The sequence below is a fragment of the Advenella sp. FME57 genome (genome assembly GCF_014897675.1).
GTDB lineage: Bacteria > Pseudomonadota > Gammaproteobacteria > Burkholderiales > Burkholderiaceae_B > Advenella.
Genome location: NZ_JABUXU010000011.1, coordinates 110534 through 135040, shown reverse-complemented (window position 1 = coordinate 135040; position 24507 = coordinate 110534). Strand labels below are relative to the sequence as shown.

Genomic DNA, 24507 nt, shown 5'->3' with positions numbered 1-24507 from the left:
GCAGACACTCTTTTTCCTGAGGATTTATGTTCAATATCTATCTTATTCTTGCCATCTCGATCTGTGCCGAGACCCTTGCCACCACGATGATGAAAGCATCTCATGGATTCACCCGATTAGGCCCGAGCATGGTTGTGGTGATCGGCTACGCCATTTCCTTTTATGGCCTGTCTCAGGTTGTAAAAACGATGAATATCGGCATAGCCTATGCAATCTGGGGCGGCATGGGCATCTTTCTTGTATCGATCATGTCATTCCTGTTTTATAAGCAGCGGCTTGATCTGCCGGCAATTGTGGGCATGCTGTTTATTGCACTTGGCATTGTGATCATTCAGCTTTTTTCCAAATCTGTCACCCATTAATACCTGGTGGACAAGGCAGGTTCGAACGCTCGCGTAACACGCGGCGTGTATCTGTCTGGCCAAGATTTCCCAAGGCATTGAACATTCTTTTTTCGAAGCTGGTCTGATCCAAATAAGGCCGGTTACGCATTCTGACCGCCAAATATCACCCTGCCTGCATTTGCCTTGAATCCGATGTCAATTGTGATTGCATGCAGAACGCCGTTGAATGCCTGGTCAATACGGATCCATTTGCAAGCAAAGTTATTTCGACCCCTTCGCTATAATACCGAGTCACGCATGGAGCAACGACTTGATAGAAGCTGATAAAAACGTAAAGCTACTGCAGATCCCCGGCGTTGCCTCGCTGCTGCTGGTCGTCGCGCTTGGGATCGGCAGTTTCAGCATCCTGCTGCCACTGTCGCCGGACTGGGCGATCAGGGGCGGAGCCAGCGAAGCGGCTGCGGGCAGCGTCACGGCCATTCTGATGGCCTTTACCATCCTGACCCAACTGTCGGTTAACCGTGCGCTCAAGCGATTCGGTTGGGGACCGGTATTGGCCACTGGCCTGTTGTCGCTGGGCGCCCCCGCCATGTTGCAGGCGACATCCTCTGCGCTGCCTGTCATTCTGCTATCGAGTGCGGTGCGCGGCATCGGCTTTGGCATATTGACCGTGGGAGGCGCAACCGCCATCGCCCTGCTTGTACCTGCGGCACGCCGTGGCGCTGCCGTGGGCATCTATGGCCTGGCGGTGGCGGGGCCGCAACTGGTACTTGTCTCATCGGCGCCCATCCTTGAGCAGCATTTGGGCAAACTCGTGGTGACGCTGATCGCCACCCTGCCCGTACTGGGCCTGTTCTGGACGTATTCCCTTGGCCGTCTGCTCAATGATCACACCAGGCCGGAAAACGCATCCGCCGCGCAAGCGAGCACACAAAGCAAATCCACCCTCCGGGTGATCTCGCCGGTCTTGTTATCGCTCGTGATTGTGACCAGCAGCGGCGGCGCCATCCTGACGTTCGCCAGTCAGATTACCGCTGATGCAGCCTCTGCCACGATTGCCTTGCTATGCCTGACCGGCTTTGCGACCCCGACCCGCTGGGCCTTTGGCTCGTTAAGTGATCGCTACCCTGCCCGGTATCTGATCTGCGGACTGGCTTTGGCATGCTGCCTGGGCATGGCGGCGCTCGGCGCTTCGGTGCTAACTTCAAACGCGGTCTGGAGCCTGGCATTGCTGTATCTTGGCAGCACCCTGCTGGGTGTTTCCTACGGAGGCATGCAAAGCGCAACCCTGGTCTGCGCCTACCGGCTCGCCGGAAACAGCCGGTTGGCGCAGGTCTCTGTCTTGTGGAACGTCACCTTCGATTTGGGGACAGGAGCCGGCGCAATGTTAACAGGCATTATTGCAGCAACAACAGGATTCGCAGCTGCGTTTGGCTTTCTGAGCATTGCAGCGGTGCTCAGCGCAGTCATTATCCTGACAAGCCTTCGGTCGGCGAAGGCGTAAGCACCGTCGCATCGGACAAAGGACTACTGCCATGAGCACGACGCCAGAACGACGCTTGAACACAGCGTGGTTGGAAACGGCGTAGCAGCTATTTCGGTTACATCAGGCGCCAACATGTGTCGAACCGAGCAACCGGCATATGCAGATCAGGTGTTACCAAAACACCAAGGCGCTTTGGCAAACACATACCCTCGCCTTTTACCAGCGCAGTAGTCTGGGAGCAAGCAGCGCGCCAATGGCGGTCGGAATCAGCATGCCGGCGATGTACCAGACAGCCCAGAAAGCGACTTCCATTTCCGGACAATGAAGACAATAGATCAGCGTTGCCACTGCACCCGATAGTAGCCCGGCAGCAGCACCCGCCGTGCGCAACCGGGTGGGCGCCATGCCTTTCATGGCCCAGAAGGTCGCAACAAAGCCGGGGACAGCCAGATAGGCGATGTTAAATGGGCAACTTTGCCAGGAGACGCCCAGCACCATCGCCAGGCGTTCCGAGGCAGGCGCAAACCCCAGCGTCAGCACAGCGGCGACCACCACGGCCACAACGGGTATTGCCATGGCCGTCCAGCGCCGACCAACGGGTGTGCCCGGTCGCGCAAGACGCGCCACCACCAGGAATGCGCTCACGGCCATCAAGGCCGGAAATGCCAGCTTGGCCCAGAAAAGCGGTGTACCCAGCATGACCGACAGGTCCGGCCTGACTCCAAAACCGGTCAACAGCAGCACAACTGCGCCAACAGCGCTGATCACCATTGCCCAGCTGTAGCGGCGAACCATCAGGGTGTGGTCGGCGGGTTCCGCGTTATTGGTTAACAGTGCGACCAGATCGTCTGTTTTCATGTTGTACCTCGTATGATGGCGGCCAATGCTTTAAGGCCCCTGTGGATTCCGACTTTAACGGCCGATTCGGACAAGCCAGTCAATTGCGCGGTCTCTGCCACGGTCAGGCCCTTGAGCTTGACATGCAGGATAGGCAGGCGATAGCGATCCGGCAATTGGGACAGCAGCTTGTCCACGTCGCGCCGCGCTTGCGCGGCCTCCTGATCGGATTCTGCAAACAGTTCCTGCTGCTGGCTGTCCAGCGGCTCGTTCCATGCCTCGTAGCGATAGCGGCCGCGCAGATAGTCGGCCATTTTGTATCGGGCGATGGCATACGTCCAGGCAGTCAGCGGCTGATCGGGCAAATAAGTATGGCGCGCGTTGTGCACCGCGATCAGAATCTCCTGGACGATATCTTCAATTTCGTCAGGGATATCGCTCAGTCGCCTGCGCAGGAACGCACGCAAATTCCCTCCCAGGGCTTGCAGGAAAGCGTGATAGCACTGCGTGTCCCCGTCGAGCCCGGCCAGAAACAACGCCTTGAGTTGGCGCTCGGTCTCTTGCGCTTTCGCGCTTTGGGCGGCGCGGGCTGCGCTTTGCACGCCGGACCTCACCATCTTATGCAGATCGGGCCGAGTGCCGCGCCGATCGCTGTTGTCATAAACATGGCCGCGATCTGCAAAGTGCTCCAGTATGGCACAGGCATCTCCGGGCAATACAATGCATAGATGAGTACGCCCTGCGCACCGGCCAGCAAGCCCGCTGCAGCGCCGGACAGTGCAAGGCGGGTCGGCGCAAGCCCATTCATGGCATGGATCATGGCAATAAAGGAGGGTAAGGAAAGTAACATAGTATTGCCTATTGTGGTACTCCACAAGCTTGCGCTGGAAACCAGTTTCAATCGAAATTCCGGCGGCGCTGCCAGAATGAACAATATCGTCCCCAACATCATTGTAACGATGGGCAACATCGTCATCAGCCACGCCGATGTCACTGCCACGCCAGGCCGCACCAGGCGCTCGACCAACTTGACGGCGGCCGCGATGACCGCCAGGGGAAACGCCAGGCGCAACCAGAACCCAGCGGTCAGTATCTGTTCCGGCATATCACTGCTGACGCCGAACACCACGACCAGCAGGACCGCGCCAGCGATCAACCCCTGCAGTTGCGCCCGGCTCAGGCGTTTGCCTACTGCATTTGCCTCTACCAGCGAGAGGTTCTGCACCAGTACAGATATCAGATCGTGGGTTCTCATGCGCGCGGCATGGTCATCAAGACCGGGGATTGCGGTCGCCCAGCCAATAATCGATGGAAAGCCGCCCCGGCCCCCAGGCCACAATGGCCAGGGCAATCGCCACCCAGGTCAGGTGAACTGGCCAGCCTTCCGGCACGGTGAACTGAATCACGATTGTCATCAATACAATACCCAGCGCGGCAAACCGGGTGCCAAGACCCAGGATCAGCAATGCCGGCAACAGGACTTCGCCACACGCGGCCAGAAAGGCGACCAAAGCGGGTGCCGGAAACGGATAGGGACCACCCGGCAGATGCAATCGAAACTCATCGGTGAACAGGTAAATGGCCGTCTCGTTCAGTTGCAAAAATCCTTGCCACTTAAGCAGCCCAGAATTCAGAAATGGCACGGCGATGGCCAGGCGCAGCAGCAGTTGAACCAGCCAGGGTTGCGCGAGCCATTGCACCCGCTTGACGGCGCTGGCCTGCCAACTTGCAAGCAGCATCGGCAAAGTGACAGATTCATGTTGATGTTCTGACATTGTGGTCAAATCTCCGTATCAATGGTGGTGAACACGCCCAACGTGATCATGTCGGCCAGATTGGCCGACAGATCAAAGTCAGGAGCGTGTTCGAATGCGGTGTCTGCGGCCATGCCCAGTGGCATGCCTTCGAGCAATGCCAGGAGAAAGACAGCGCCGCCCGCGGGCAGGCGCGAGACCATGACATCCTGCTGGGGGCGCGTGATCAACGCATCTTCGGCCGCGCCCGATCTCAATGGAGACACCGGTCCATCGCGCTTGTTCATAACAAAAATCGCCACAGCCGGATACACCGAGCGCACGATCCGGGTGGCCGGATGCGCGCAAAAGCGCAACTGCGCCAGTGCCTCAGCAGGCACAGCGGCCAATTCTTGCGCGGTCAGTACCGGCTCGTCGGCGGCGTGATAGGCATCGAGCCAGGCGCGTTCGATGCGTGCCGTATCGGCCAGCCAGGGCATGCCCTGGGCAAACTCATAAGATTCGATAAAGGCAGGAAAATCACGCCCGTACTCGAACAACAACGGTGACACAGGCGGCGTAGCCCGCACATAAAAGCGCGCCATCGCCCGGAAAAACTCAGTGCCGGTGATACGCTGCACCGCCGGGTAGATGGCCGCCATCGCATCAATCAAGCTCACCGTCACATTGTTTCGGTAAACGTTGTAGCGCTTCTGAACGCCCTTGCCTGCCCCTGCCGTGATATTTTCGGGGACGGGATAGTCGGGCTTGATCAAGCCGGGGCTGAACGCTTTTGCATATTCATACATCACCGACCCCTTCGTGCGACTCATGTGCAGCCTGCGCAGCGCATTCGATCAAGAAGTCCCGGACCCGCAGCCCTTGCGCTTTCAGAACAGACCAGGCCGGCAAATTGCTGTCCCACTCGATCAGGGTGGGGATGGGTCCTGTCCTGGCAATCACATTCGCATACAGGTCCCATACCGCAGGGCTGACTTCACCGTCATGACTATCAATAAGCAGTGGCTGCCCTTCATCATCCTGCTGCACGCTATGGCCGGCCAGATGGATCTGCCCTACCCGATCTATCGGAAAATCATCAAGATACTCCTGTGCGCTAAAGCCGTGGTTGGTTGCAGAAACATAGACGTTGTTGATATCCAGCAGTAGACCACAACCGGTCCGGCGTGCAACTTCGCACAAAAACGCAGTCTCGCTCATGTCCGAGCAGGCAAACCGAATGTACGTCGCCGGGTTCTCGATCAATAGCGGACGTTTAATCGCGCGCTGTACCTGATCGACATGCGCACATACGGTTTGCAACGTTTGCATTGTGTAAGGTAGGGGCAGCAGATCGTTGTAAAACGTATTGCCATAAGAAGACCAGGCCAGATGTTCTGACACCAATGCCGGCTCGCAGCGCCGAACCAGATCGGCGAACCGGCGCAGATGCTGAGGGTCCGGTGCTTGCGGGCCACCAATCGACATGCCCACACCATGAATGGACAGCGGATAGTCCCGGCCAATGGCCGCCAGTGCCCGCTGCGGCGGCCCGCCCGCCCCCATATAGTTTTCCGCGTGAACTTCGAAGAATGCATCGACCAGTCCATCCTCCTGTATCGCGCCTAAATGTTCATGCTTGAAACTGACACCGGCCAGCAGGCGCGCCGCAGCACCAGTAAAAAGGGATCGGCGGTGCACGCCGTCCGGTGTGACTATCGGGCAGTGGTACACGGTCACCCTCTCTGGCCGCTAAAATCAGGCCTTGCCAGGCATCGTCGAACCCTGGCCGCCGCCTGGGATCTGGATACTACTGCAGGTACCTGCCTGAACGAACTTCCAGGCGTTGCCCTGAAAATCCTTGGTAGAGGTGCCCTGGCAGGTGGTGCCAGGACCGGCGGCGCAGTCGTTCTGGCCCTTCAGGGCAACACCGTAGCATTTCTCCTTTTTCGCAGCGACCGCTGCATCGGCTTCAGCCTTGGTGAGCGGTGCGGCATGGGCGGTGGACGCAAGAATGCCGGCAACGGCGCTGGCGAGCAAGGTCGAAGTAACCGTAAATTTGGCTGACATGAATTTCTCCTGTAGTTAAAGTAAGGCGCATCCTGAGCGGACACATAAGTTAGTTCGGCCGCCTTGATGATTCGGTTACACCACAGGAAAAATATTTTTTCTATGGCTCAGATAATGATCTGGAACTTGTCTCAAGCTGATTGTTCGCGCGACAAAACGTATGAAATACGTCACGTGCAGTCCTGGAGCGTGATCTGTCTCGGCCAGGTTAGTACTAGCACGGGGCGGACCATCCCTTCGGGCAGTGCTCGCGTGCGGACCCCAATCTGGGTTTCAATTACGAACCAGCGTCCGCCGTTGCCCAGGCCATCGTCGACGGCATAGAATCCAAAACCTTACAGGTGATCCGTGGAGGCGAGGTCCGCGAGGCAATCATTGCTCAGAACCGCGAAAATGCTCTGGCCCTGGACGACAGATTTGCGTTGCTCAAACCGCAGTTTGAGAAGGCGGTAAAGGACCATTGCGCCCTATAATGAAGCAATCTGAGGGGGGATTTAAGAACCAATGGTCAAATCGCTCCGACATAAATTCAACAATGATGGAGAGGTGAAATGTCGAAAATTGAAGTATTGTTCTTCGATGTTCTGGGAACTGTCGTCGATTGGCGTGGCAGCATAGCAGCAGAGGCGGGTGCCTTTTTGAAGCGACACAACGCTTTGCATATCGACGCAGGTGCCTTCGCTGATGCCTGGGTCGGGCGCTATGACGCCTCGGTTGACGCTGTTCGCTGCGGTCAGCGACCCTTTGCGCCACTCGATCTCCTGAACTTGGAGAACCTGGAAGCATGCCTGAAAGGCTTCGGGTTGACACCCTCGACTTTACCGAGAGCCGAACTGGCAGAACTCAATATGGCCTGGCACCGCCTCAAGCCTTGGCCGGATTCGGTAGAGGGTCTTTCCAGCTTGAAGGAACGCTTCATCATCTCACCGCTGTCCGACGGAAACACCCGACTGCTGGTGGACATGGCAAAACATGCGGGGCTGCCATGGGACACTATCCTTGGCGCTGATGTCTCAGGGGCCTATAAACCGATGCCACAGGTTTATCTTCGTGCTTGCGAGCTGATGAGTGTAGACCCGGATAGAGCGATACTGGTCGCAGCCCATGACTACGATCTGGACGCCGCGCGCCAATGCGGATTGAAGACCGCGTATGTCGTTCGCACGAATGCGCATGACCCGTCAAAGACTGAAGTTGTCAAATCGCTCGAAGCTTGGGATTACATGGCAAACGATTTAATCGAACTGGCTGCGCTTCTGAAGTAGGTTTCCAGGGTGCTCACCGGCGGCCCTGGAAATCCTAAACACCGCACTGCAAGCGCCAATACTACTGGCTGGCCGCCGTGACGCGCCAGACTGTATTGCCCACGTCGTCCGCAAATAGAAGTGCGCCGTCTTTCGCCTGGGTCAGACCCACCGGTGCGCCATAAAGACGCTCTTTATCCTCGGACAAGAAGCCCGAAACAACAGCCTCTGCCTTTCCCGCCGGCTTGCCATCACTGAACGGCACATAGCTGATCCGATAGCCGCTCAATGGCGAGCGGTTCCAGCTTCCATGTTCACTGATAAAGGCACCGCCCTGGTATTTCTCCGGAAGACCCTGACCGGTGTAAAAATGCACGCCCAGCGGTGCGACATGCGAGCCCAGGGAATAGTCGGGCACGATCGCCTTACTGACCAGATCGGGACGCTGAGCCTTGACTCGAGGATCAAGATACTGGCCGAAGTAGCTATAAGGCCATCCGTAAAAACCGCCTTCCTTGACTGAAGTGAGATAGTCCGGAACCAGGTCCGGCCCGATCTCGTCCCGTTCGTTCACGATTGCCCAGAGCGTTCCGGATTGTGGCTCCCAGGCCAGTCCCGTGGGATTGCGCAGACCAGACGCAAAAATTCTGCTGGCGCCGCTATTGACATCTACCTCAAGCACTGTTGCGCGGCGATACTCAATGGCCATCCCGTTCTCACCGACATTGCTGTTGGAGCCCACACCCACGTAAAGTTTTGATCCATCGGCACTGGCAAGCAGCGCCTTTGTCCAGTGGTGGTTGACGGTATCCGGCAAATCGGCCAACTCCGTGCCGGGATCCGTGAGGCGCGTCTGCCCCGGTTCATAGCGGTATTTCATGATATTTCCGGTATTGGCAACATACAAGTCGTTACCGATTAGCTGGACGCCAAAGGGGGTATCCAGATTCTCCAGAAAAACATGTTTTTCCCATTCACCGGTTCCAGCAGTCTGTCGCAGCAAGGTGATTCGGTTTCCGCCTTTGCCCCCCTTACCGGATTGTCCCTTCACGATACCGCTGAAAAATTGTTTTGGTGTTGTAACAGGCGCTGTTCCAGGCGAATTGGCTTCGACAACCAGAACATCGCCGTTGGGCAGCGTATAAAGTTGTCTGGGATGCAGCAGATCACTGGCGATTTTTTCAATTTCCAAACCGCTGGCAGCGACGGGCTGCTTGTCTTCTGACCAGCCTACACCGTCAGGCACTTGAATGGGCGGCGAGAAAAAGTGTCGCGGTTCGGGCAGCGTAGGGTTGGCACCGAGCTGTTCGTCGGGCTTCATTGTCGCGTTATCATTACACCCGACCAGAAAGATGCCGGCCGCGAAAACAAGGGGCAAGCCCCATTTGACCTTAGACATTGTGCGTCCTCCCGATTGCGTAAAAGGTGGACGCAATGATCGCAGCCACAGCAAAGCAGGCGACCGTTACGACAGACAGGATCAGTCCCGAAGGCATGACGGCATACGCGTCCCTACTATGGATAAACGCGTTGAAGATGGCAGCCACGATGCCGATGAAATTGAGGCCAAAATCAAGTTTTTCAGCGGGAAGAACAACCCTGCCTCGCGGGATCCACACATGCACCAGGTTGATCAGACGCGGAATAATGGCAAAGAACAGGCCGATAGTAATGAGCCATGCTGCGCTTTTGCTCCACATCATCTGGGCAGTCTGGAAATACACGACGTCAAAGATCAATGCCGCAACGAAAAATCCGAATGGAATGGGATTGAATAACTGATAGATGCAATTAGCCAATGACGACTGTCGCCGCTGTGTAGGGGCAGTCATAAACACCTCCTCTTTGCAGATAAGTGCCGCCAATGCTCCGGCGGTAAACAGAAACAGGAACTGGCGCGACCACATATTGTAATCACAACTGTCATTCGAACACACTTGACCGAGTTAATCAACAAAAGAGGCGTTGAATATATTTGTTTACCGAACCCAACCAGTATCGCCATATTTGCATCCACAGACACAGATCTGTAGATTGAGGCTCAGTCTCGCATTCAGCCTTGATTCAGGCATCTGAATCAACTTGCAGTTATATGCCGCAGTTTGATCGCCGCCAACACCGCCAGGCACGCAATGCCGGCAGCGCTCGCTGTAGCGGATACATTGAACCCTGCCATGAATGCCGCTTGCGCCTGTTCTAACAGGCCGGCCGGCAATTGGCGCGAGACAGCGACACTTCCGGCAAGACTATCTGACACGGCGTGCCGAATGCCGTTGGACAGCGTTTCAGGCACTTGATCGGCCATCCGGGTGCGATAGACGGCAGTCGTCATGCTGCCTAATATGGCAATGCCCACGGCCAGACCAAGCTCCTGCACGGTCTCGGACATGGCCGATGCTGAACCTGCCTTCTCAGCCGGCGCCGCACCCACAACCATTTCTGTCCCGAGCGCGGCAATGGTGCCCAGGCCAAGATATACCAGCGAAAATGCCGCAGTGACCAAAGCAACGCCATGCGACGAATGATTCAGTTGCGTCAGCATCAGGTAGCCAATGACCGACAGCCCCAGCGCCCCAGCGATTACATAACCAGGGCGAATCCGCCGTGCAAGCAGTGGCGCGCCAATGCCTGCCGCCAGCATGGCAAGCGCCGGGGGACCCATCCACAGCCCTGCTGACAACGGCGATAATCCGACAACCAATTGCAAGTACTGGGTAACCAGCAACATCGTCCCGCCGACACCCACCAGGCCCACAAGGAGCACCACCAGGGCAATACAGAACGCCTGGTTGGAGAACAAATCAAGATCAAGTAACGGACTGGCCAGTCGACGCTGGCGACGGACAAAAAGCGCCACGAAGAACAGCCCACTGGCCATCGCTGACGTGGCAATGATATCGATCCCGTCCTTGGACATGTGCTTGATGCCGTAGACGATAGGCAACAAGGCAAGCAAAGACAAGATGACGCTGAGTATGTCCAGGCGCCCCTGTTGCGGGGAGCTGTACTCAGGCAGGAGAAACGGAGCGGCAACGAGCAAAAGCCCGACAAATGGAAGCGCAACCAGAAAGGCGGCGCCCCACCCATAGTGTTCCAGCAACACGCCACCGACCACAGGCCCGACCGCCATGCCTAGCGCAAACATGGTCGCCCACACGCCTATGGCCAGGGCGCGCTGATGTGGATGAAAAAACATATTGCTGATGAGCGCCAATGTTGACGGCATCAGGGTGGCGCCCGCAACGCCAAGCAACACGCGTGCGACAATCAGCATGGAAGCGCTCGTTGAGCAGGCCGCCATCACGGAAGCCGCGCCAAAGGCGGCTGCGCCCACCATAAGTAGCTTGCGACGTCCGATGCGATCGCCCAGCGTTCCCATTGAAACAAGCAGGCCGGCAATCATGAAACCATAGGCATCGATAATCCAAAGTGCCTGTGTACTTGTCGGGCGCAAGTCTATCGCAAGTGCCGGCAACACCAAATGCAATAGCGTCAGGTCAAGCCCGAGCAGGATGGTCGGCAGGGCCAGCAACGCGAGTCCGAGCCACTCACGAACGCCGGCACGTCTTTCAGACAAGGGAGATGAATCATCAAATGCAATCACAAGTAGCTCCAGGTTTACTGCGTTTGTTGCAGAAACCACATTTTCAGCGCAAAATCATCCCATTACAATTTAAGTAATTATCCTATTACTGGTAACAATAGCCATGATCGAGCGAAGCCTGCATCGCACCAAAACCGAGTTATCCGAATTTCTGATTCGACACCGCAACAAGCTGACGCCGGCCGATGTGGGCCTGCCCGATAATGGACGACGCCGCACGCCGGGTCTGCGACGGGAAGAAGTCGCTGCGCTGGCCGGCGTAGGACTCACGTGGTACACCTGGTTTGAACAGGGGCGCGACATTCAGGTATCGGAGGCATTCCTGCTAAGTGTGGCGCGCACGCTCAAGCTTGGCGACAGTGAATGCAGCCATTTATTTCTTCTGGCGCATAAGCGACCGCCACCACCTGAAGCGCATCATGGGCTTGCAGTCTCGCCCCTGGTCCAGCAGTTAATGGACGATCTGACAACAAGGCCCGCTTACGTGGTTAACCTCAGTTGGCATGTCATTGCCTGGAATACTGCCGCTGATGATTTATTCGGCTTCAGCACGCGGGAATATGAGAGAAGAAACATACTGCGTATTGTCTTTGCCGATCCGGATATGCGATGGCGTTTTGGTGCCTGGCGTGAAGACGCACCAAAGCTGGTGGCGCAGTTTCGCTACGATTTGGCTACCGCGCCAGACGATCGCGCCATGCTGGCTTTGGTCGAGACACTTACGCAGGTCTCGCCGGATTTTCGGCGCTGGTGGAAAACCGCTGACAGTGAACCGCCGCGGCGCGCCATGCGATCTTTCATGACAGCCAACAACACGCAGCAGGATTTCAATCATGAAACGCTTGTAGTGGATGAACACCGGCATCTCAAAATGGTGGTGTATTTTGCCGATCAAGCGCCGTGCTGATAGGTGCCACGGCGAGCCGCTGATGCCGGGCAATAGCGCTGGTGGCTTAAGAATATCTGGTGCGCTATCCGAAATCACGCTCAACCGACCGGGGTACGCGTGGCGCAACCGGGGTCAGTGAACATGATCAGCGTTTTAACGCATCACTAATGAAAACGGAGCTGCAACTGCAACCCCTCTCCGCCTTGGAACGACGCAAGGCAATTGAATACGAGCCTGCCTGATCAGCTGTAGCGGCTTTCCAGCTCGTCCCATTCAGGCTTGCCAACCAGGCGTTGACGTTCGGAAAAAGAGGCCACCAATCCACTGGATTCCTGCACTTCTTTTTCGTCGCGCAGCACCGTCAGTGTTTTCTGCATGCCCGCTACCGCGCCCTGCAAGGCAGCGTTGGCATACAGTACGATGCCATAGCCCAGCTCGCCAAGTTGATCGGCATTGAAAATGGGCGTACGACCACCGATCACCATGTTCATAAGTTGAGGTTTGGCAAGACGCTGGGGCAGCGCCCGCACTTGCTCAGCCTCTGTTACTGCTTCCACAAACAGAATGTCGGCGCCGGCCTCGGCAAATTTCTCTGCACGCTCTATGGCCGCCTCAAACCCGAGCGTGGCTGCCGCATCGGTGCGTGCCATGATCAAAAAGTCCGGATCCTGGCGTGCATCGACCGCAGCCTTGATCTTGCTGACCGCCTCTTCAGTGGATATCACCTCTTTGCCTGAAAAATGGCCGCAGCGCTTGGGCGCAACTTGATCTTCCAGCTGGATGCAATCGGCGCCCGCACGCTCCAGAACCCGCACGGTATGGCGAACGTTCAACGCATTGCCAAAGCCCGTATCGGCATCAACGATCAATGGGACATCCACCGCATCGCGAATCCTTGCGGTGTGATCGGCAATCTCGTGCAAACCCATGAACCCCTGATCCGGCATACCAAACCACATGTTGGTTACGCCCGCGCCTGTTACGTAGATGGCTTTAAAGCCAAGATCGGCGATGACTTTGGCAGACAAGGCATTGAATGCGCCTGGAACGATAATGCCGCGGCGAGCTTCGACGAGTGATCTGAGTTGCTTTCTTGTCGACATGCTGTAAATCCTTTTTTATCTTAAGATATTAAAAATGAAATGTTCTTGTACACTTTTCAAAGTGTATCTGCTGGAATCCGGACATAGCCTTCCATTAACACGCGGGCGCTGCGACTCATGAGCACTTTTTTTACTGTCCATTGCCCTGCCTGTTCAATGGCTTGCGCCCCGACCCGCAGCGTGCCCGATGGATGACCGAAAGTCACGGACTCGCGCTCGCTCCCGCCAGCAGCCAGATTGACCAGCGTGCCAGGAATAGCCGCTGCCGTACCAATAGCCACTGCAGCGGTGCCCATCATCGCATGATGCAATTTGCCCATGGACAGCGCCCGTACGACCAGATCAATGTTGCCGGCAGAAACGTGCTTGCCGCTGGATGCGGTGTAGTCGGCAGACTGACCGACAAAGGCCACTTTGGGCGTGTGCTGACGATGTTCGGCCTCTTCAATGTTGGCAATGAGTCCCATACGCAGTGCCCCATGGGCGCGTATGGCTTCAAACATGGCCAACGTCTTGGCGTCGCTGTTGATCGCATCCTGCAGCTCTGTGCCGGTAAAGCCGATATCACGGGCATTCACAAAGATGGTAGGAATACCGGCATTGATCATGGTGGCCTTCAACTTACCGACACCGGGCACGACCAGTTCATCGACCAGATTGCCGGTTGGGAACATGGCGCCTGCTGCACCCTCTTCGTCTGCGGCCGGGTCCACGAATTCGAGCTGCACTTCGGCTGCGGGAAAGGTAACCCCATCCAGCTCAAAATCGCCGGTCTCCTGTACCGCGCCGTTGGTGATGGGCACGTGCGACACGATGGTCTTGCCGATATTGGCCTGCCATATGCGCACGGTGGCAACGCCATTTTGCGGGATGCAGTCGGCGTCGATCAATCCGTTGCTGATGGCATACGGCCCCACGGCGGCCGAAAGGTTTCCGCAATTGCCGCTCCAGTCGATGAAGGGTTTATCAATGGAGACCTGACCAAACAGGTAATCCACATCATGCCCGGCGCGCTCGCTTTTGGACAAAATGACAACCTTGCTGGTGCTCGATGTGGCGCCGCCCATGCCATCGGTGTGCTTGCCGTAAGGATCCGGACTGCCAATCACACGCAACAAGAGCGCGTCGCGCGCGGCGCCGGGTGTCTGCGCAGCTTCGGGCAGATCATTCAACCGAAAAAAAACCCCTTTGCTGGTGCCACCACGCATATAGGTCGCGGCAATTTTAATCTGTGGTGCTTGAGTCATTGGTTTTTCCATGTCTGTCATGCGCCCTGGCTGGCTGCCGGCATCTCAATGAAGTCCTGCGCAAAGCGTTGCAAGACACCGCCGGCCTCATAGATGGACACTTCTTCAGCGGTGTCCAGGCGGCAGGTAACCGGCACTTCCAAACGTTCACCGCTTTTACGAAGGATCACCAGTGTGAGCGTGGATCGCGGTTGGGGCGTTCCAATCACATCGTAGATTTCCGTACCATCAATGTTAAGCGTCTGGCGATTGACGCCGGGTTTGAATTCAAGCGGCAAGACACCCATACCGACAAGATTGGTGCGGTGGATGCGCTCAAAACCTTCTGCAACAATGACCTCTACGCCAGCAAGACGCACACCCTTGGCCGCCCAGTCTCGCGAAGAGCCCTGGCCATAATCTGCCCCCGCCACGATAATCAGTGGCTGCTTGCGTTCCATATAGGTTTCGATGGCCTCCCACATGCGCACAACCTTGCCTTCCGGCTCAACGCGAGCCAGGGAACCTTGCTTGATAACGCCGTTTTCCTGCACCATTTCATTAAGCAGCTTGGGATTGGCGAAGGTGGCCCGTTGCGCCGTCAGGTGATCGCCGCGGTGCGTCGCATAAGAGTTGAAGTCCTCTTGCGGCAGGCCCATCTTATCCAGGTATTCGCCTGCTGCGCTGTTGAGCAGGATGGCGTTGGACGGTGACAGGTGGTCTGTGGTGATGTTGTCCCCCAGCACAGCAAGCGCACGCATGCCCTTGAGCGCACGCTCGCCTGCCAGCGCGCCTTCCCAGTATGGCGGACAGCGAATGTAGGTACTTTGCGCTCGCCAGTCATACAAAGGACTGACCGATTTGCCATCATCAACGCTGACCGCAAACATCGGTTCGTATACGCTGCGAAATTGCTCGGGTTTGACACTACTGGCGACAATGGCGTCGATCTCCTCGTCACTGGGCCAGATATCTTTAAGCGTCACCGGCTGGCCGTTCTGGTCCGTGCCTAACACGTCTTTCTCTATGTCAAAGCGGATGGTGCCGGCGATGGCGTAAGCCACGACCAGAGGCGGCGATGCCAAAAAAGCCTGCTTGGCGTATGGATGGATACGGCCGTCGAAATTGCGATTGCCTGATAGAACCGCAGTGGCATACAGATCGCGGTCGATAATTTCCTGCTGTATGACAGGGTCCAGCGCGCCACTCATGCCATTACAGGTGGTACAGGCAAAGCCCACAATGCCAAAGCCCAGCTTCTCCAGTTCTGGCAGCAGATTTGCTTCTTCCAGATAGAGCTGGACCGCCTTGGAACCAGGCGCCAGCGATGATTTGACCCACGGCTTGCGCAGCAGGCCGCGCGCGTTGGCGTTGCGCGCCAGCAGCCCGGCCGCGATCACGTTGCGCGGATTGCTCGTGTTGGTGCAACTGGTGATGGCGGCAATGATGACCGCCCCATCAGGCATGAGGCCGGGCTCATTTTCAACCACACCTGAAATACCTGCGCCGGCCAGCTCAGAAGTAGACACGCGACGATGTGGATTGGATGGGCCGGCAATATTGCGCACCACAGATGACAAATCGAATGTCAGTACGCGCTCGTACTGGGCTGTTTGCAAACTGTCGGCCCATAGACCAGTCTGCCTGGCATAGGTCTCCACCAGCTTGACCTGCTCATCGTCGCGTCCGGTCAGCTTCAGGTAATCAATCGTTTGCTGATCAATGTAAAACATCGCTGCGGTGGCGCCATACTCGGGCGTCATATTCGAAATCGTGGCGCGATCGCCCAGCGTCAGGCGGGACGCACCTTCGCCGTAAAACTCCAGGTACGACGATACCACTTTCTGGCTGCGCAAAAACTCGGTCAACGCCAGAACCAGATCAGTGGCGGTAATGCCAGGCTGCAGTTGCCCGGTGAGTTCGACACCGATAATGTCTGGCAAACGCATCCAGGAGGCGCGACCCAGCATCACGCTCTCGGCCTCCAGACCACCCACGCCAATAGCGATGACGCCCAGCGCATCTACGTGTGGGGTATGGCTGTCGGTACCGACAAGGGTATCAGGGAAGGCAACCCCGTCGCGACTGTGAATGACCGGCGACATCCGCTCCAGATTGATCTGATGCATAATGCCGTTGCCCGGCGGAATGACATCGACATTCTTGAATGCCTTCTTTGTCCAATTGATAAAATGAAAGCGATCGTCATTGCGGCGATCCTCGACGCCGCGATTCTTGGCAAAGGCGTCCTTGTCGAAACCGGCATATTCGACGGCCAATGAATGGTCTACGATCAACTGCGTAGGGACCACCGGATTGATCTGGGCTGGGTCGCCACCTTGTTTGGCAATGGCCTCGCGCAACCCGGCCAGGTCCACAAGCGCGGTCTGACCCAGTATATCGTGGCACACCACGCGCGCAGGAAACCACGGAAAATCCAGGTCGCGCTTTCGTTCAATCAGTTGCCGCAGTGAGTCTGTCAGCGTCGCAGGGTCGCAACGACGCACCAGGTTTTCAGCGAATACGCGGGAGGTATACGGTAATGTATCGTAGGCATTGGGCTCAATCGCATCGACCGCCGAGCGCGCATCGAAGTAATCCAGCCCCGTGCCGGGCAGTGGCTTGCGGTTTATAGTATTCATAGGAATTAGCGTTGGTCCAGCGGGATGAATGTCTGATCTTCCGGACCAGTATAGTTGGCCGTCGGACGAATAATCTTGTTATCGATACGTTGTTCGATAATGTGAGCAGCCCAGCCTGCGGTGCGCGCAATAACGAACAGCGGTGTGAACATGGCAGTAGGTACACCCATCATATGATAGGACACGGCCGAGAACCAGTCCAGGTTGGGGAACATTTTCTTGCTATCCCACATGACGCTTTCCAGGCGCTCGGCAATGTCGAACATCTTCATGTTCTGCTGCGTTGCCGACAGCTTGCGCGAAACCTCTTTTATTACTTTGTTGCGTGGGTCGGAAACAGTATACACAGGATGTCCAAAGCCGATGACCACCTCTTTGTTTTCTACCCGACGACGGATATCGGCTTCGGCTTCATCCGGTGTTTCATAGCGTTTTTGTACTTCAAAAGCCACTTCATTGGCACCACCGTGCTTGGGGCCACGCAGCGCACCAATCCCACCGGTAATAGCCGAATACATATCCGAACCCGTACCGGCAATGACACGACACGTGAAAGTGGAAGCATTGAACTCGTGTTCAGCGTATAAGTTCAGTGAAGTATGCATGGCATGAACCCACTCATCGGAGGGTTCCTCGCCATGCAGCAGGTGTAAGAAATGCCCGCCAATACTGTCATCGTTGGTCTCAACGTCTATGCACTTGCCGTTATGACTGTAGTGGTACCAATACAGCAGGGCCGAGCCCAGACTGGCCATCAAGCGGTCTGCAATGTCGCGCGCATCAGGCAGATTGTGATCGTCTTTTTCAGGCAGCACACATCCCAAGACCGATACCGCCGTGCGCATAACATCCATTGGATGACTGGAAGCGGGCAAGGCTTCAAGCGCATGCTGCAATTGAGCCGGCAGGCCGCGTAAGCGACGCAGCTTCAATTTATAGGATGCCAGTTCTGCCTTATTGGGCAGTTTTCCGTGGATGAGCAGGTGGGCCACCTCTTCGAATTCACAGGTTTGCGCAATATCCAGAATATCGTAACCGCGGTAGTGCAGATCGTTCCCGCTGCGGCCCACGGTACATAGCGCGGTATTGCCGGCCACCACGCCGGACAGCGCGACCGATTTCTTTGGTTTAAAGCCCTTTACTTCAGATGCTTGTGTCATCGTATCCACCCTCTTCTATGCAATAGAAATATTGCGCAACAATCAAGATTTGCAGTTTACGCAAAACAACCGGCAATTGCATCAATAAGAAGGCGAATGTTGGTAAACTCCTTACTGAGAATTTGCGAATTTTGCGAATTTAATAAGAATGCGGCTTTTATAGAATGGGTCACCATGCGAAAAATATTTATGGGCGTACGGTTACGCCGTTTGCGCGAAGAGCGAAAACTGACCCAGATAGGACTGGCTCGCATGTTGGGCCTGTCAGCCAGCTACCTGAATCAGATCGAACAGAACCAGCGGCCGTTGACGATGTCGGTCCTGTTACGTTTGAGCGAAGTGTTCAATATGGACGTCAACACGTTTTCAGACGACGAGCAGACGCGTATGGTGGCTGCGCTGCATGAGGTTGCGGCTACCCTGCCGGCGTCTGCGCTTGGCGGACACGAAGCGGCGCGAATCTCTCATGCTGAAATGCGCGAAATCGCAACGAACATGCCCGCCGTGGGCCGGGTTTTGATCGACCTGCATCGACGTCACCGCGAAGCGGCGGACCGACTGGAAGCGATGGCAGAAAAGATGACCTATAAGGATCCCGAGGATCCTGCAGACGCGCTGATGATACAGACACAACCCTACGAGGAAGCGCGCGATTTTTTCTTCACCCATCACAACCATTTCTCGGAACTGGATGCTCACGCTGAGCAATGCCATCTATCCTGGGGGCTTTCTGACGTCGCCCCACAAGGCCTGGCCGAACAGCTGGCGCAGCGTTTGCGCGAGCAGCACGGCGTCATTGTAGACACGCTGCCCGCAGAAAAGGGTTTGCAGCGTGCTTACGACCCGGCGCTTCGTCGCCTTAGCCTGCCCCCACATATAACCCCCGGACAGCGGGCCTTTCAAATGGGAACACAACTGGCATTTCTGGAACTGAACAACGTGCTGGAGCGCATGGTGGACGCGCCACGATTTTCCAGTCAGGCTGTACGCAAATTAGTCCGCCTGGGTCTGGCCAACTATTTTGCAGCAGCGCTTATCCTGCCCTACCGGCAGTTCCTGGAGTCCGCCGAGCAATTGCAATACGACATTGACCTGTTAGGACAACGCTTTGGCGTCAGCTTCGAGACAGTCTGCCATCGCCTGAGCACCATGCAGCGGCCCGACGCAGCCGGCGTGCCGTTTTTCTTTATTCGGGTGGACCGCGCGGGTAACATCTCAAAACGTCAGTCTGCGGCTCACTTTCATTTCTCTCGTGTCGGTGGGGCCTGTCCTTTATGGAATGTATACGAGGCCTTCTCGAGTCCAGGCCGGATCCTCAGGCAACTGGCCCGCATGCCGGACGGACGCGTTTACCTGTGGATTGCGCGTACGGTATGTCACCAGACCGGCGGATTCGGACAACCGACAAAGGATTTCGCTGTGGCGCTAGGGTGCGATGTGAAGCACGCGCATCGCCTTGTTTATGCAAAAGGACTGGACTTCAGCAATCCGGATACGCCGACCCCCATCGGCATGGGGTGCCGGGTGTGCGAGCGGCCGCAATGCGCGCAACGTGCATTTCCCTATATTGGTCGGGAACTGGATGTCAATGAAAACGTCAGCAGCATGTCTCCCTACCCCATGAACAACTAAAAAATTCCGGTACGCAGAACGCGTTAAAGCTCGTTATGTGTTTGAAATTAATACATTTATAATTGCCGTTTAACTGCATCCGCAGGCAGCTTCTGTCTGCGTTAATAACCACAGGCAACACATGAAGAAAATGATCAATCCAATCAAGTTTATGAATATCGCGCTCCTGGCTATCGCACCATGCCTAGCTCATGCAGCCGGCAATTATCCCGACAAAGCCATCAGCATCGTGGTCCCGTATGCGGCAGGCGGCTCGACGGATCTGATTGGACGCGCGCTGGGCGAAAGCATGGGGCGATACCTGAAACAAACAATCGTCATCGAAAACAAGCCAGGCGCTGCGGGCTCCATGGGCGCACAGGAAATGGTCCGGGCCCGACCCGACGGCTACAAATTGACACTGGCGCCCCATGGCATTTTCAGACAACCCTATCTGCAAAAGACCCGCTATGATCCGATAAAGGACCTGACCTATATTGCATCGTTTTCAACCTATGATTTTGCGCTTGTCGTGGATGCCAAATCACAATTGAAAACCGTCAAGGAATTTGTCGATTATGCCAAGCAGCATCCTGACGAGATCAGTGTCGGCACACCCGGGCGCTTTACCGGAAACCAGATGGTCATGGTCGAGCTGGGCAATGCCACTGGCGCCAAATTAACGCACGTCCCCTACAAGGGCGATGCCGAGGCGATCACGGCACTGCTGGGTGGCCATATCAAAGCGGCCATCACTACCAATAGCATCCTGCCCTATATGGAAGCGGGAACCGTCCGTGTCCTGGCGGTCGCATCCAAGGAGCGGCTCAAGGCATTCGACAGCGTCCCCACATTCACGGAAGCCGGTTATCCTGTCGTCATCCCCTCCCCTCTGGGATTGGCAGGACCAAAAGGCATGCCTTCCGAGATCGTGGAAAAACTGGATGCAGCGGTCCAGGCAGCAGTCAAGGATCCGGTATTTTTGAAAGCCATCGGCGCCTACGGGATTCAGACTTATTACATGAATCACACGCAGTACGCCGAGTTTGCTGTAAAAACGTTCGCCGAGGAAAAGGATATTGTGGGCAAAATGAACGAAAACAATAAGTGAACGCCACAAGCCTGATTGAAGTTCGGCTTTGACGCCGTCTTCAATCGGTATCGGATCGGTATCGTTGTGTCGCCCTGGCTTTACCGGGGCGTTTTTTTACCCGAGACGTATATCGAACCAAGCCTAAAAAACCAGTGCTTAATGTCGTCGCGCACTATAGCTGCAAATCTGGTGAACATCTGAAAATTGACAGTGACAGTGACAGGTCTATTCTTGACACATCAAGTACTGCACCCACTTGGACAGTCAATCTGCGACAAACGACGCCACCGACGCTGATCAGGCCACGAACCCGAGAATATGTTCCGCTGTGCAAAAGTCTCGCTTGCCCGGCCTTGCTCATTTTCGGCTCAGTGTTGCATTTCAAGCAGAATCGCATGCTTTTCTAGTGAAATCCCTCGTTATCTTTTATTGAATTTTTGTTATTCTAAAAAGCATTAAACCTAACCAAGGATAAAACAATAATGAAAACAACAGGGACATATCTGTTCATCATTTCCATGCTCGCTGCACTTGCTGCTCCCGTTACAGCGCAAGCAGCATGGCCTGAAAAACCCATCACAGTCATTGTCCCCTACACACCTGGTGGCGCAACTGATACCGTCAGCCGGGTAGTCATGCAAAAACTGTCCGAGCGCTTGAAGCAGCCCATCGTCATTGAAAACAAACCTGGCGCAAACGGGACGATCGGCACCGGCCAGGCCGCAAGGGCAAAACCGGATGGCTACACATTCGTTACCGTACTGGCGGCCCACTCAATCAACCCTCATCTGTATAAACTTAACTATAGCGATGATGATTTCGTGCCGGTGTCACATATGGCCGATCTTCCGCTGTTCCTGTTCATCAACAACGCCATTCCGGCAAATAACCTGAAAGAGCTGGTCGAATATGGAAAGAAAAACCGCCTGACCTACGCATCAAGCGGTATTGGATCCAGCGCCCATCTGACTGGCGCACACTTTGCGCAAGTAGCGGGCATTCAAATGACACATGTCCCGTACAAAGGCAGTGCGCCTATTTTGTCCGATCTTCTGGCCGGTCGGGTCTCCATGGTCTTTGACCCGATATTAGTTCCTATGGCATACGCGAAACAGGGCAAGCTCAAAGCACTGGCGATTACCTCTGCAAAGCGCTGGGAAGACGAACAAGATATTCCGACCATGCAAGAGGCAGGATACAAGGGCTTTATCATGAAATCCTGGGCATCGCTCATGGCACCAAAAGGCACGCCGCAGGATATCATAGACACCGTATCCAAAAACTTGATTGAGGTAGCAAAAGATCCTGACGTGACGGAAAAGTTCAAGGCGGCAGGGTTTGTTCCCGTTGGCAGCACGTCCGCAGAATTAGGACAATTGATCAAAACCGATTCTTTGTTTTACGAAAAAATTATCAAGGAAAACGACATTACGGTGAAGTGATCCAAAGGCGGACAATTTTACTGTTCGTCAATGCGATCGCGCTAAGCGCATCCGCAACCTGCGGCGTACAGAAAATCCAAGTGGTTCAATATGAGACTGGCAACATGCCAGTCTCATATTGAAAAAGGATATTCCATTTGAAATATACAAATGGGTTCAGCTGGCATATATTTACGTGCTAACAATTATTAGAAATTTTTGGAGGAATGGGCTGGGTGCGCATGCCTGACAGATTCGGTTAAAGCTGCAAACCGCGCACACCTAAATAGAACAATTGGGTCAGATCTAGGAAATGGAGCGGGTCAGGCCGCCATCCACCCGAATATTCTGCCCTGTAATGTATCCGGCGCCATCAGACGCCAGAAAGACAATAGTTGCGGCGATTTCTTCGCTGCGGCCATACCGTTGCATCGGGACTGCCTGCCGTCGCTCGTCCAGCTCGGGCAAACTGTCTATCCAGCCTGGCAAAACGTTGTTCATGCGAACATTGTCAGCGGCCAACTGATCGGCAAAGAGTTTTGTAAATGAGGCCAGTCCTGCACGAAAAATGGCTGACGTAGGGAACATGGCTGCCGGCTCGAACGCCCAGGCAGAGGATATATTGATGATCGAACCGGACTTTTGCGTCTGCATGATGGGCGCCACCAGCCTTGTTGCCCGGACAACATTCATGAAATACACGTCCATGCCCTCATGCCACTGTTCATCTGTCATTTCCAGTATAGGACCACGGGGTCCATGCCCAGCACTATTGACCAGCACGTCAATACGGTTCCATTTTTTTACCGCTTCGTCTACAAGACGCCTGATGTCTTCATTGGACTGATTTGAGCCAGTCAGACCAATCCCGCCCAATTCATTGGCCAATGCTTCACCTTTACCAGAAGAAGACAGGATAGCGATTTTATATCCATCGCAGCTCAGACGCCGAGCTGCCGCTGCGCCCATACCACTGCCTCCGCCCATAACAATTGCAACTTTTTCTACAGTCATTAAAATGCTCCGTGATTATGCAGTAAGATCAATATCTATACGAAGAATATCATTTTCCGGATATTGAATTGCGTACTTAAATTTTAAATTTCATGTAGAAAATCTATTGCATGTATGAGAAAACCAAACCTGTTCCCTCGTTAAACGGCCTGCGGATGTTCGAGTCCGTTTCCAGGCACCTGAATTTCCGTCTGGCGGCCGAAGAACTGGGGGTTACCCAAAGCGCGGTGGCTCAACAGATTCGAAAATTGGAAACGGAGCTTGGTATCAAACTCTTTGATCGATTATCTCGTTCGCTACAATTGACCAGTGAAGGGAGAATCTATATTGCCAGTATCAGCCGTGCATTTGACATCATCACGGAGGCAACACTCCAAATAAAGCCCGAGCCAAGACGAATCACGCTCAGTGTCACACCGACGTTCGCTTCCAAATGGCTAATCCCCCGCCTGCCGGACTTTCTTTCAAGAAACCCGTCGCTGGATTTACAGATCGTTGCCACTGAACGGATATCAAACTTTCACCTGGACAAAGTGGATCTTGCCATCAGGTACGGTCGGCCTCCATTTGGATCGGGGCTGCATACAGAACTTCTATACCAGCAAGATATTATTGCCGTTTGCAGTCCCAGCCTTTTATCTAAAATGGGCGGCAGACCAAAGAACGCGGATGATCTGAAGCAGTTCCTCTTATTGGGCGATACTCACAATTTCTGGCCCGAGTTTATTCAATCCGTAATCGGACCGGCATCGGTGCCTTCGAACATTGGCATTAAGTTCAATCAAACCGCACACGCCATAGAGGCAGCCATTGCCGGTCAGGGCATTGCGCTGACCAACAGTTTTTTCGTTGAGCAAGACATCAAAGAAGGCAGGCTGACCCGGCTCTACGAAGGGTCTCTGCGAGGCAGATCGGATTTTTATATCGTCGCCCCGAGACATCGCTGGGATGGGCCAACCAGAGTCGTCGGAGAATGGCTCCTGAGTTTTAAAAATGGTGATATTCAGCATTTTGAATAATGATCGTTGCA

Annotated in this window: 23 protein-coding genes; 8 read left to right on the top strand and 15 right to left on the bottom strand. The window is 55.2% G+C overall.

The genetic code is table 11. The features are described 5' to 3' along the window. Nucleotides 1–26 precede the first annotated feature (26 nt). Nucleotides 27–362: a multidrug efflux SMR transporter gene (locus INT32_RS14175; protein ID WP_193089383.1), complete on the top strand. Its 336-nt coding sequence runs from the start codon at nt 27–29 to the stop codon at nt 360–362. Between the two features lie 292 nt (nt 363–654). Then, on the top strand, nt 655–1848 hold the full coding sequence (locus INT32_RS14170) for an MFS transporter (protein WP_193089382.1): 1194 nt from the start codon (nt 655–657) through the stop codon (nt 1846–1848). A 198-nt stretch (nt 1849–2046) separates the two neighbouring features. On the opposite strand, the gene INT32_RS14165 is transcribed toward INT32_RS14170, so the two are convergent. Genes INT32_RS14165 through INT32_RS14135 form a run of 7 tightly spaced genes read right to left on the bottom strand, consistent with a single transcriptional unit; the run spans nt 2047 to nt 6470 of the window. Beyond that, a complete protein-coding gene (locus INT32_RS14165) occupies nt 2047–2688 on the bottom strand; it encodes a DUF1109 domain-containing protein (protein WP_193089381.1) in 642 nt (213 codons plus the stop codon). Next, entirely contained in the window at nt 2685–3284 is a 600-nt protein-coding gene (locus INT32_RS14160) for a sigma-70 family RNA polymerase sigma factor (protein ID WP_193089380.1), read from the bottom strand. The genes INT32_RS14165 and INT32_RS14160 overlap by 4 nt, the downstream gene beginning before the upstream one ends. Next, nucleotides 3278–3922: a DUF1109 domain-containing protein gene (locus INT32_RS14155; RefSeq protein ID WP_193089379.1), complete on the bottom strand. Its 645-nt coding sequence runs from the start codon at nt 3920–3922 to the stop codon at nt 3278–3280. The genes INT32_RS14160 and INT32_RS14155 overlap by 7 nt, the downstream gene beginning before the upstream one ends. Nucleotides 3923–3938: 16 nt before the next feature. Beyond that, nucleotides 3939–4406, bottom strand: coding sequence for a DoxX family protein (locus tag INT32_RS14150; protein WP_370540239.1), 468 nt, complete (start codon nt 4404–4406; stop codon nt 3939–3941). A gap of 41 nt (nt 4407–4447) precedes the next feature. Further along, nucleotides 4448–5233: a DNA-binding domain-containing protein gene (locus INT32_RS14145; RefSeq protein ID WP_226817055.1), complete on the bottom strand. Its 786-nt coding sequence runs from the start codon at nt 5231–5233 to the stop codon at nt 4448–4450. Further along, on the bottom strand, nt 5202–6101 hold the full coding sequence (locus INT32_RS14140) for a DUF692 domain-containing protein (RefSeq protein ID WP_370540238.1): 900 nt from the start codon (nt 6099–6101) through the stop codon (nt 5202–5204). The genes INT32_RS14145 and INT32_RS14140 overlap by 32 nt, the downstream gene beginning before the upstream one ends. Before the next feature lie 57 nt (nt 6102–6158). Next, a complete protein-coding gene (locus INT32_RS14135; RefSeq protein WP_193089377.1) occupies nt 6159–6470 on the bottom strand; it encodes a DUF2282 domain-containing protein in 312 nt (103 codons plus the stop codon). A gap of 551 nt (nt 6471–7021) precedes the next feature. Between INT32_RS14135 and INT32_RS14130 the strand changes: the two genes are divergently transcribed. After that, nucleotides 7022–7735, top strand: coding sequence for a haloacid dehalogenase type II (locus INT32_RS14130; RefSeq protein ID WP_193089376.1), 714 nt, complete (start codon nt 7022–7024; stop codon nt 7733–7735). A gap of 61 nt (nt 7736–7796) precedes the next feature. Here INT32_RS14130 and INT32_RS14125 read toward each other — a convergent pair whose 3' ends face one another. From INT32_RS14125 to INT32_RS14115, 3 genes are all read right to left on the bottom strand, one after another. Then, complete coding sequence (locus INT32_RS14125) at nt 7797–9113, bottom strand: sorbosone dehydrogenase family protein (protein WP_193089375.1); 1317 nt, start codon at nt 9111–9113, stop codon at nt 7797–7799. Next, complete coding sequence (locus INT32_RS14120) at nt 9106–9546, bottom strand: DUF2231 domain-containing protein (RefSeq protein ID WP_193089374.1); 441 nt, start codon at nt 9544–9546, stop codon at nt 9106–9108. The genes INT32_RS14125 and INT32_RS14120 overlap by 8 nt, the downstream gene beginning before the upstream one ends. Nucleotides 9547–9791: 245 nt before the next feature. Beyond that, entirely contained in the window at nt 9792–11318 is a 1527-nt protein-coding gene (locus INT32_RS14115) for an MFS transporter (protein WP_193089373.1), read from the bottom strand. 103 nt (nt 11319–11421) lie between these two features. Between INT32_RS14115 and INT32_RS14110 the strand changes: the two genes are divergently transcribed. After that, nucleotides 11422–12225 carry a helix-turn-helix transcriptional regulator gene (locus INT32_RS14110; protein ID WP_193089372.1) on the top strand — a complete coding sequence of 268 codons (804 nt, stop codon included), beginning with the start codon at nt 11422–11424 and terminating at the stop codon, nt 12223–12225. A 224-nt stretch (nt 12226–12449) separates the two neighbouring features. Here the strand turns inward: INT32_RS14110 and INT32_RS14105 are convergent, their stop codons facing one another. Genes INT32_RS14105 through prpC form a run of 4 tightly spaced genes read right to left on the bottom strand, consistent with a single transcriptional unit; the run spans nt 12450 to nt 18338 of the window. Further along, nucleotides 12450–13310 (bottom strand): oxaloacetate decarboxylase, encoded by an 861-nt coding sequence (locus tag INT32_RS14105; protein WP_193089371.1) that lies wholly within the window; start codon nt 13308–13310, stop codon nt 12450–12452. 56 nt (nt 13311–13366) lie between these two features. Next, the gene (gene prpF / locus INT32_RS14100) at nt 13367–14557 is read right to left on the bottom strand and encodes a 2-methylaconitate cis-trans isomerase PrpF (protein WP_193089370.1); all 1191 of its coding nucleotides are present in this window, start codon (nt 14555–14557) and stop codon (nt 13367–13369) included. Between the two features lie 17 nt (nt 14558–14574). Continuing rightward, the gene (gene acnD, locus INT32_RS14095) at nt 14575–17178 is read right to left on the bottom strand and encodes a Fe/S-dependent 2-methylisocitrate dehydratase AcnD (RefSeq protein WP_193089369.1); all 2604 of its coding nucleotides are present in this window, start codon (nt 17176–17178) and stop codon (nt 14575–14577) included. 5 nt (nt 17179–17183) lie between these two features. Further along, on the bottom strand, nt 17184–18338 hold the full coding sequence (gene prpC / locus INT32_RS14090) for a 2-methylcitrate synthase (RefSeq protein WP_193089368.1): 1155 nt from the start codon (nt 18336–18338) through the stop codon (nt 17184–17186). Between the two features lie 174 nt (nt 18339–18512). On the opposite strand from prpC, the gene INT32_RS14085 reads away from it, so the two are divergent. The 3 genes from INT32_RS14085 (at nt 18513) to INT32_RS14075 (ending at nt 22484) form a co-directional block, all read left to right on the top strand. Beyond that, nucleotides 18513–19970 (top strand): short-chain fatty acyl-CoA regulator family protein, encoded by a 1458-nt coding sequence (locus INT32_RS14085; RefSeq protein ID WP_193089367.1) that lies wholly within the window; start codon nt 18513–18515, stop codon nt 19968–19970. Nucleotides 19971–20091: 121 nt separating this feature from the next. Further along, nucleotides 20092–21060, top strand: a complete 969-nt coding sequence (locus INT32_RS14080) for a tripartite tricarboxylate transporter substrate binding protein (protein ID WP_193089366.1) — start codon at nt 20092–20094, stop codon at nt 21058–21060. Nucleotides 21061–21524: 464 nt separating this feature from the next. Further along, nucleotides 21525–22484: a tripartite tricarboxylate transporter substrate binding protein gene (locus INT32_RS14075; RefSeq protein WP_193089365.1), complete on the top strand. Its 960-nt coding sequence runs from the start codon at nt 21525–21527 to the stop codon at nt 22482–22484. 285 nt (nt 22485–22769) lie between these two features. Here INT32_RS14075 and INT32_RS14070 read toward each other — a convergent pair whose 3' ends face one another. Continuing rightward, a complete protein-coding gene (locus INT32_RS14070) occupies nt 22770–23477 on the bottom strand; it encodes an SDR family oxidoreductase (protein ID WP_193089364.1) in 708 nt (235 codons plus the stop codon). Between the two features lie 110 nt (nt 23478–23587). Here INT32_RS14070 and INT32_RS14065 point away from each other — a divergent pair, with 110 nt between their 5' ends. Beyond that, nucleotides 23588–24496 (top strand): LysR substrate-binding domain-containing protein, encoded by a 909-nt coding sequence (locus INT32_RS14065; protein WP_193089363.1) that lies wholly within the window; start codon nt 23588–23590, stop codon nt 24494–24496. Nucleotides 24497–24507: the final 11 nt, after the last annotated feature.

Bases quoted from the DNA above. Each gene is read 5' to 3' on its own strand.
- INT32_RS14145 (WP_226817055.1), bottom strand. From the start codon at position 5,233: ATGAGTCGCACGAAGGGGTCGGTGATGTATGAATATGCAAAAGCGTTC.
- prpC (WP_193089368.1), bottom strand. From the start codon at position 18,338: ATGACACAAGCATCTGAAGTAAAGGGCTTTAAACCAAAGAAATCGGTC.
- INT32_RS14105 (WP_193089371.1), bottom strand. From the start codon at position 13,310: ATGTCGACAAGAAAGCAACTCAGATCACTCGTCGAAGCTCGCCGCGGC.
- INT32_RS14160 (WP_193089380.1), bottom strand. From the start codon at position 3,284: ATGGTGAGGTCCGGCGTGCAAAGCGCAGCCCGCGCCGCCCAAAGCGCG.
- prpF (WP_193089370.1), bottom strand. From the start codon at position 14,557: ATGACTCAAGCACCACAGATTAAAATTGCCGCGACCTATATGCGTGGT.
- INT32_RS14165 (WP_193089381.1), bottom strand. From the start codon at position 2,688: ATGAAAACAGACGATCTGGTCGCACTGTTAACCAATAACGCGGAACCC.
- INT32_RS14135 (WP_193089377.1), bottom strand. From the start codon at position 6,470: ATGTCAGCCAAATTTACGGTTACTTCGACCTTGCTCGCCAGCGCCGTT.
- INT32_RS14110 (WP_193089372.1), top strand. From the start codon at position 11,422: ATGATCGAGCGAAGCCTGCATCGCACCAAAACCGAGTTATCCGAATTT.
- INT32_RS14125 (WP_193089375.1), bottom strand. From the start codon at position 9,113: ATGTCTAAGGTCAAATGGGGCTTGCCCCTTGTTTTCGCGGCCGGCATC.
- INT32_RS14075 (WP_193089365.1), top strand. From the start codon at position 21,525: ATGAAAACAACAGGGACATATCTGTTCATCATTTCCATGCTCGCTGCA.
- INT32_RS14065 (WP_193089363.1), top strand. From the start codon at position 23,588: ATGTATGAGAAAACCAAACCTGTTCCCTCGTTAAACGGCCTGCGGATG.
- INT32_RS14150 (WP_370540239.1), bottom strand. From the start codon at position 4,406: ATGCTGCTTGCAAGTTGGCAGGCCAGCGCCGTCAAGCGGGTGCAATGG.
- INT32_RS14130 (WP_193089376.1), top strand. From the start codon at position 7,022: ATGTCGAAAATTGAAGTATTGTTCTTCGATGTTCTGGGAACTGTCGTC.
- INT32_RS14080 (WP_193089366.1), top strand. From the start codon at position 20,092: ATGAAGAAAATGATCAATCCAATCAAGTTTATGAATATCGCGCTCCTG.
- acnD (WP_193089369.1), bottom strand. From the start codon at position 17,178: ATGAATACTATAAACCGCAAGCCACTGCCCGGCACGGGGCTGGATTAC.
- INT32_RS14155 (WP_193089379.1), bottom strand. From the start codon at position 3,922: ATGAGAACCCACGATCTGATATCTGTACTGGTGCAGAACCTCTCGCTG.
- INT32_RS14175 (WP_193089383.1), top strand. From the start codon at position 27: ATGTTCAATATCTATCTTATTCTTGCCATCTCGATCTGTGCCGAGACC.
- INT32_RS14070 (WP_193089364.1), bottom strand. From the start codon at position 23,477: ATGACTGTAGAAAAAGTTGCAATTGTTATGGGCGGAGGCAGTGGTATG.
- INT32_RS14085 (WP_193089367.1), top strand. From the start codon at position 18,513: ATGCGAAAAATATTTATGGGCGTACGGTTACGCCGTTTGCGCGAAGAG.
- INT32_RS14120 (WP_193089374.1), bottom strand. From the start codon at position 9,546: ATGACTGCCCCTACACAGCGGCGACAGTCGTCATTGGCTAATTGCATC.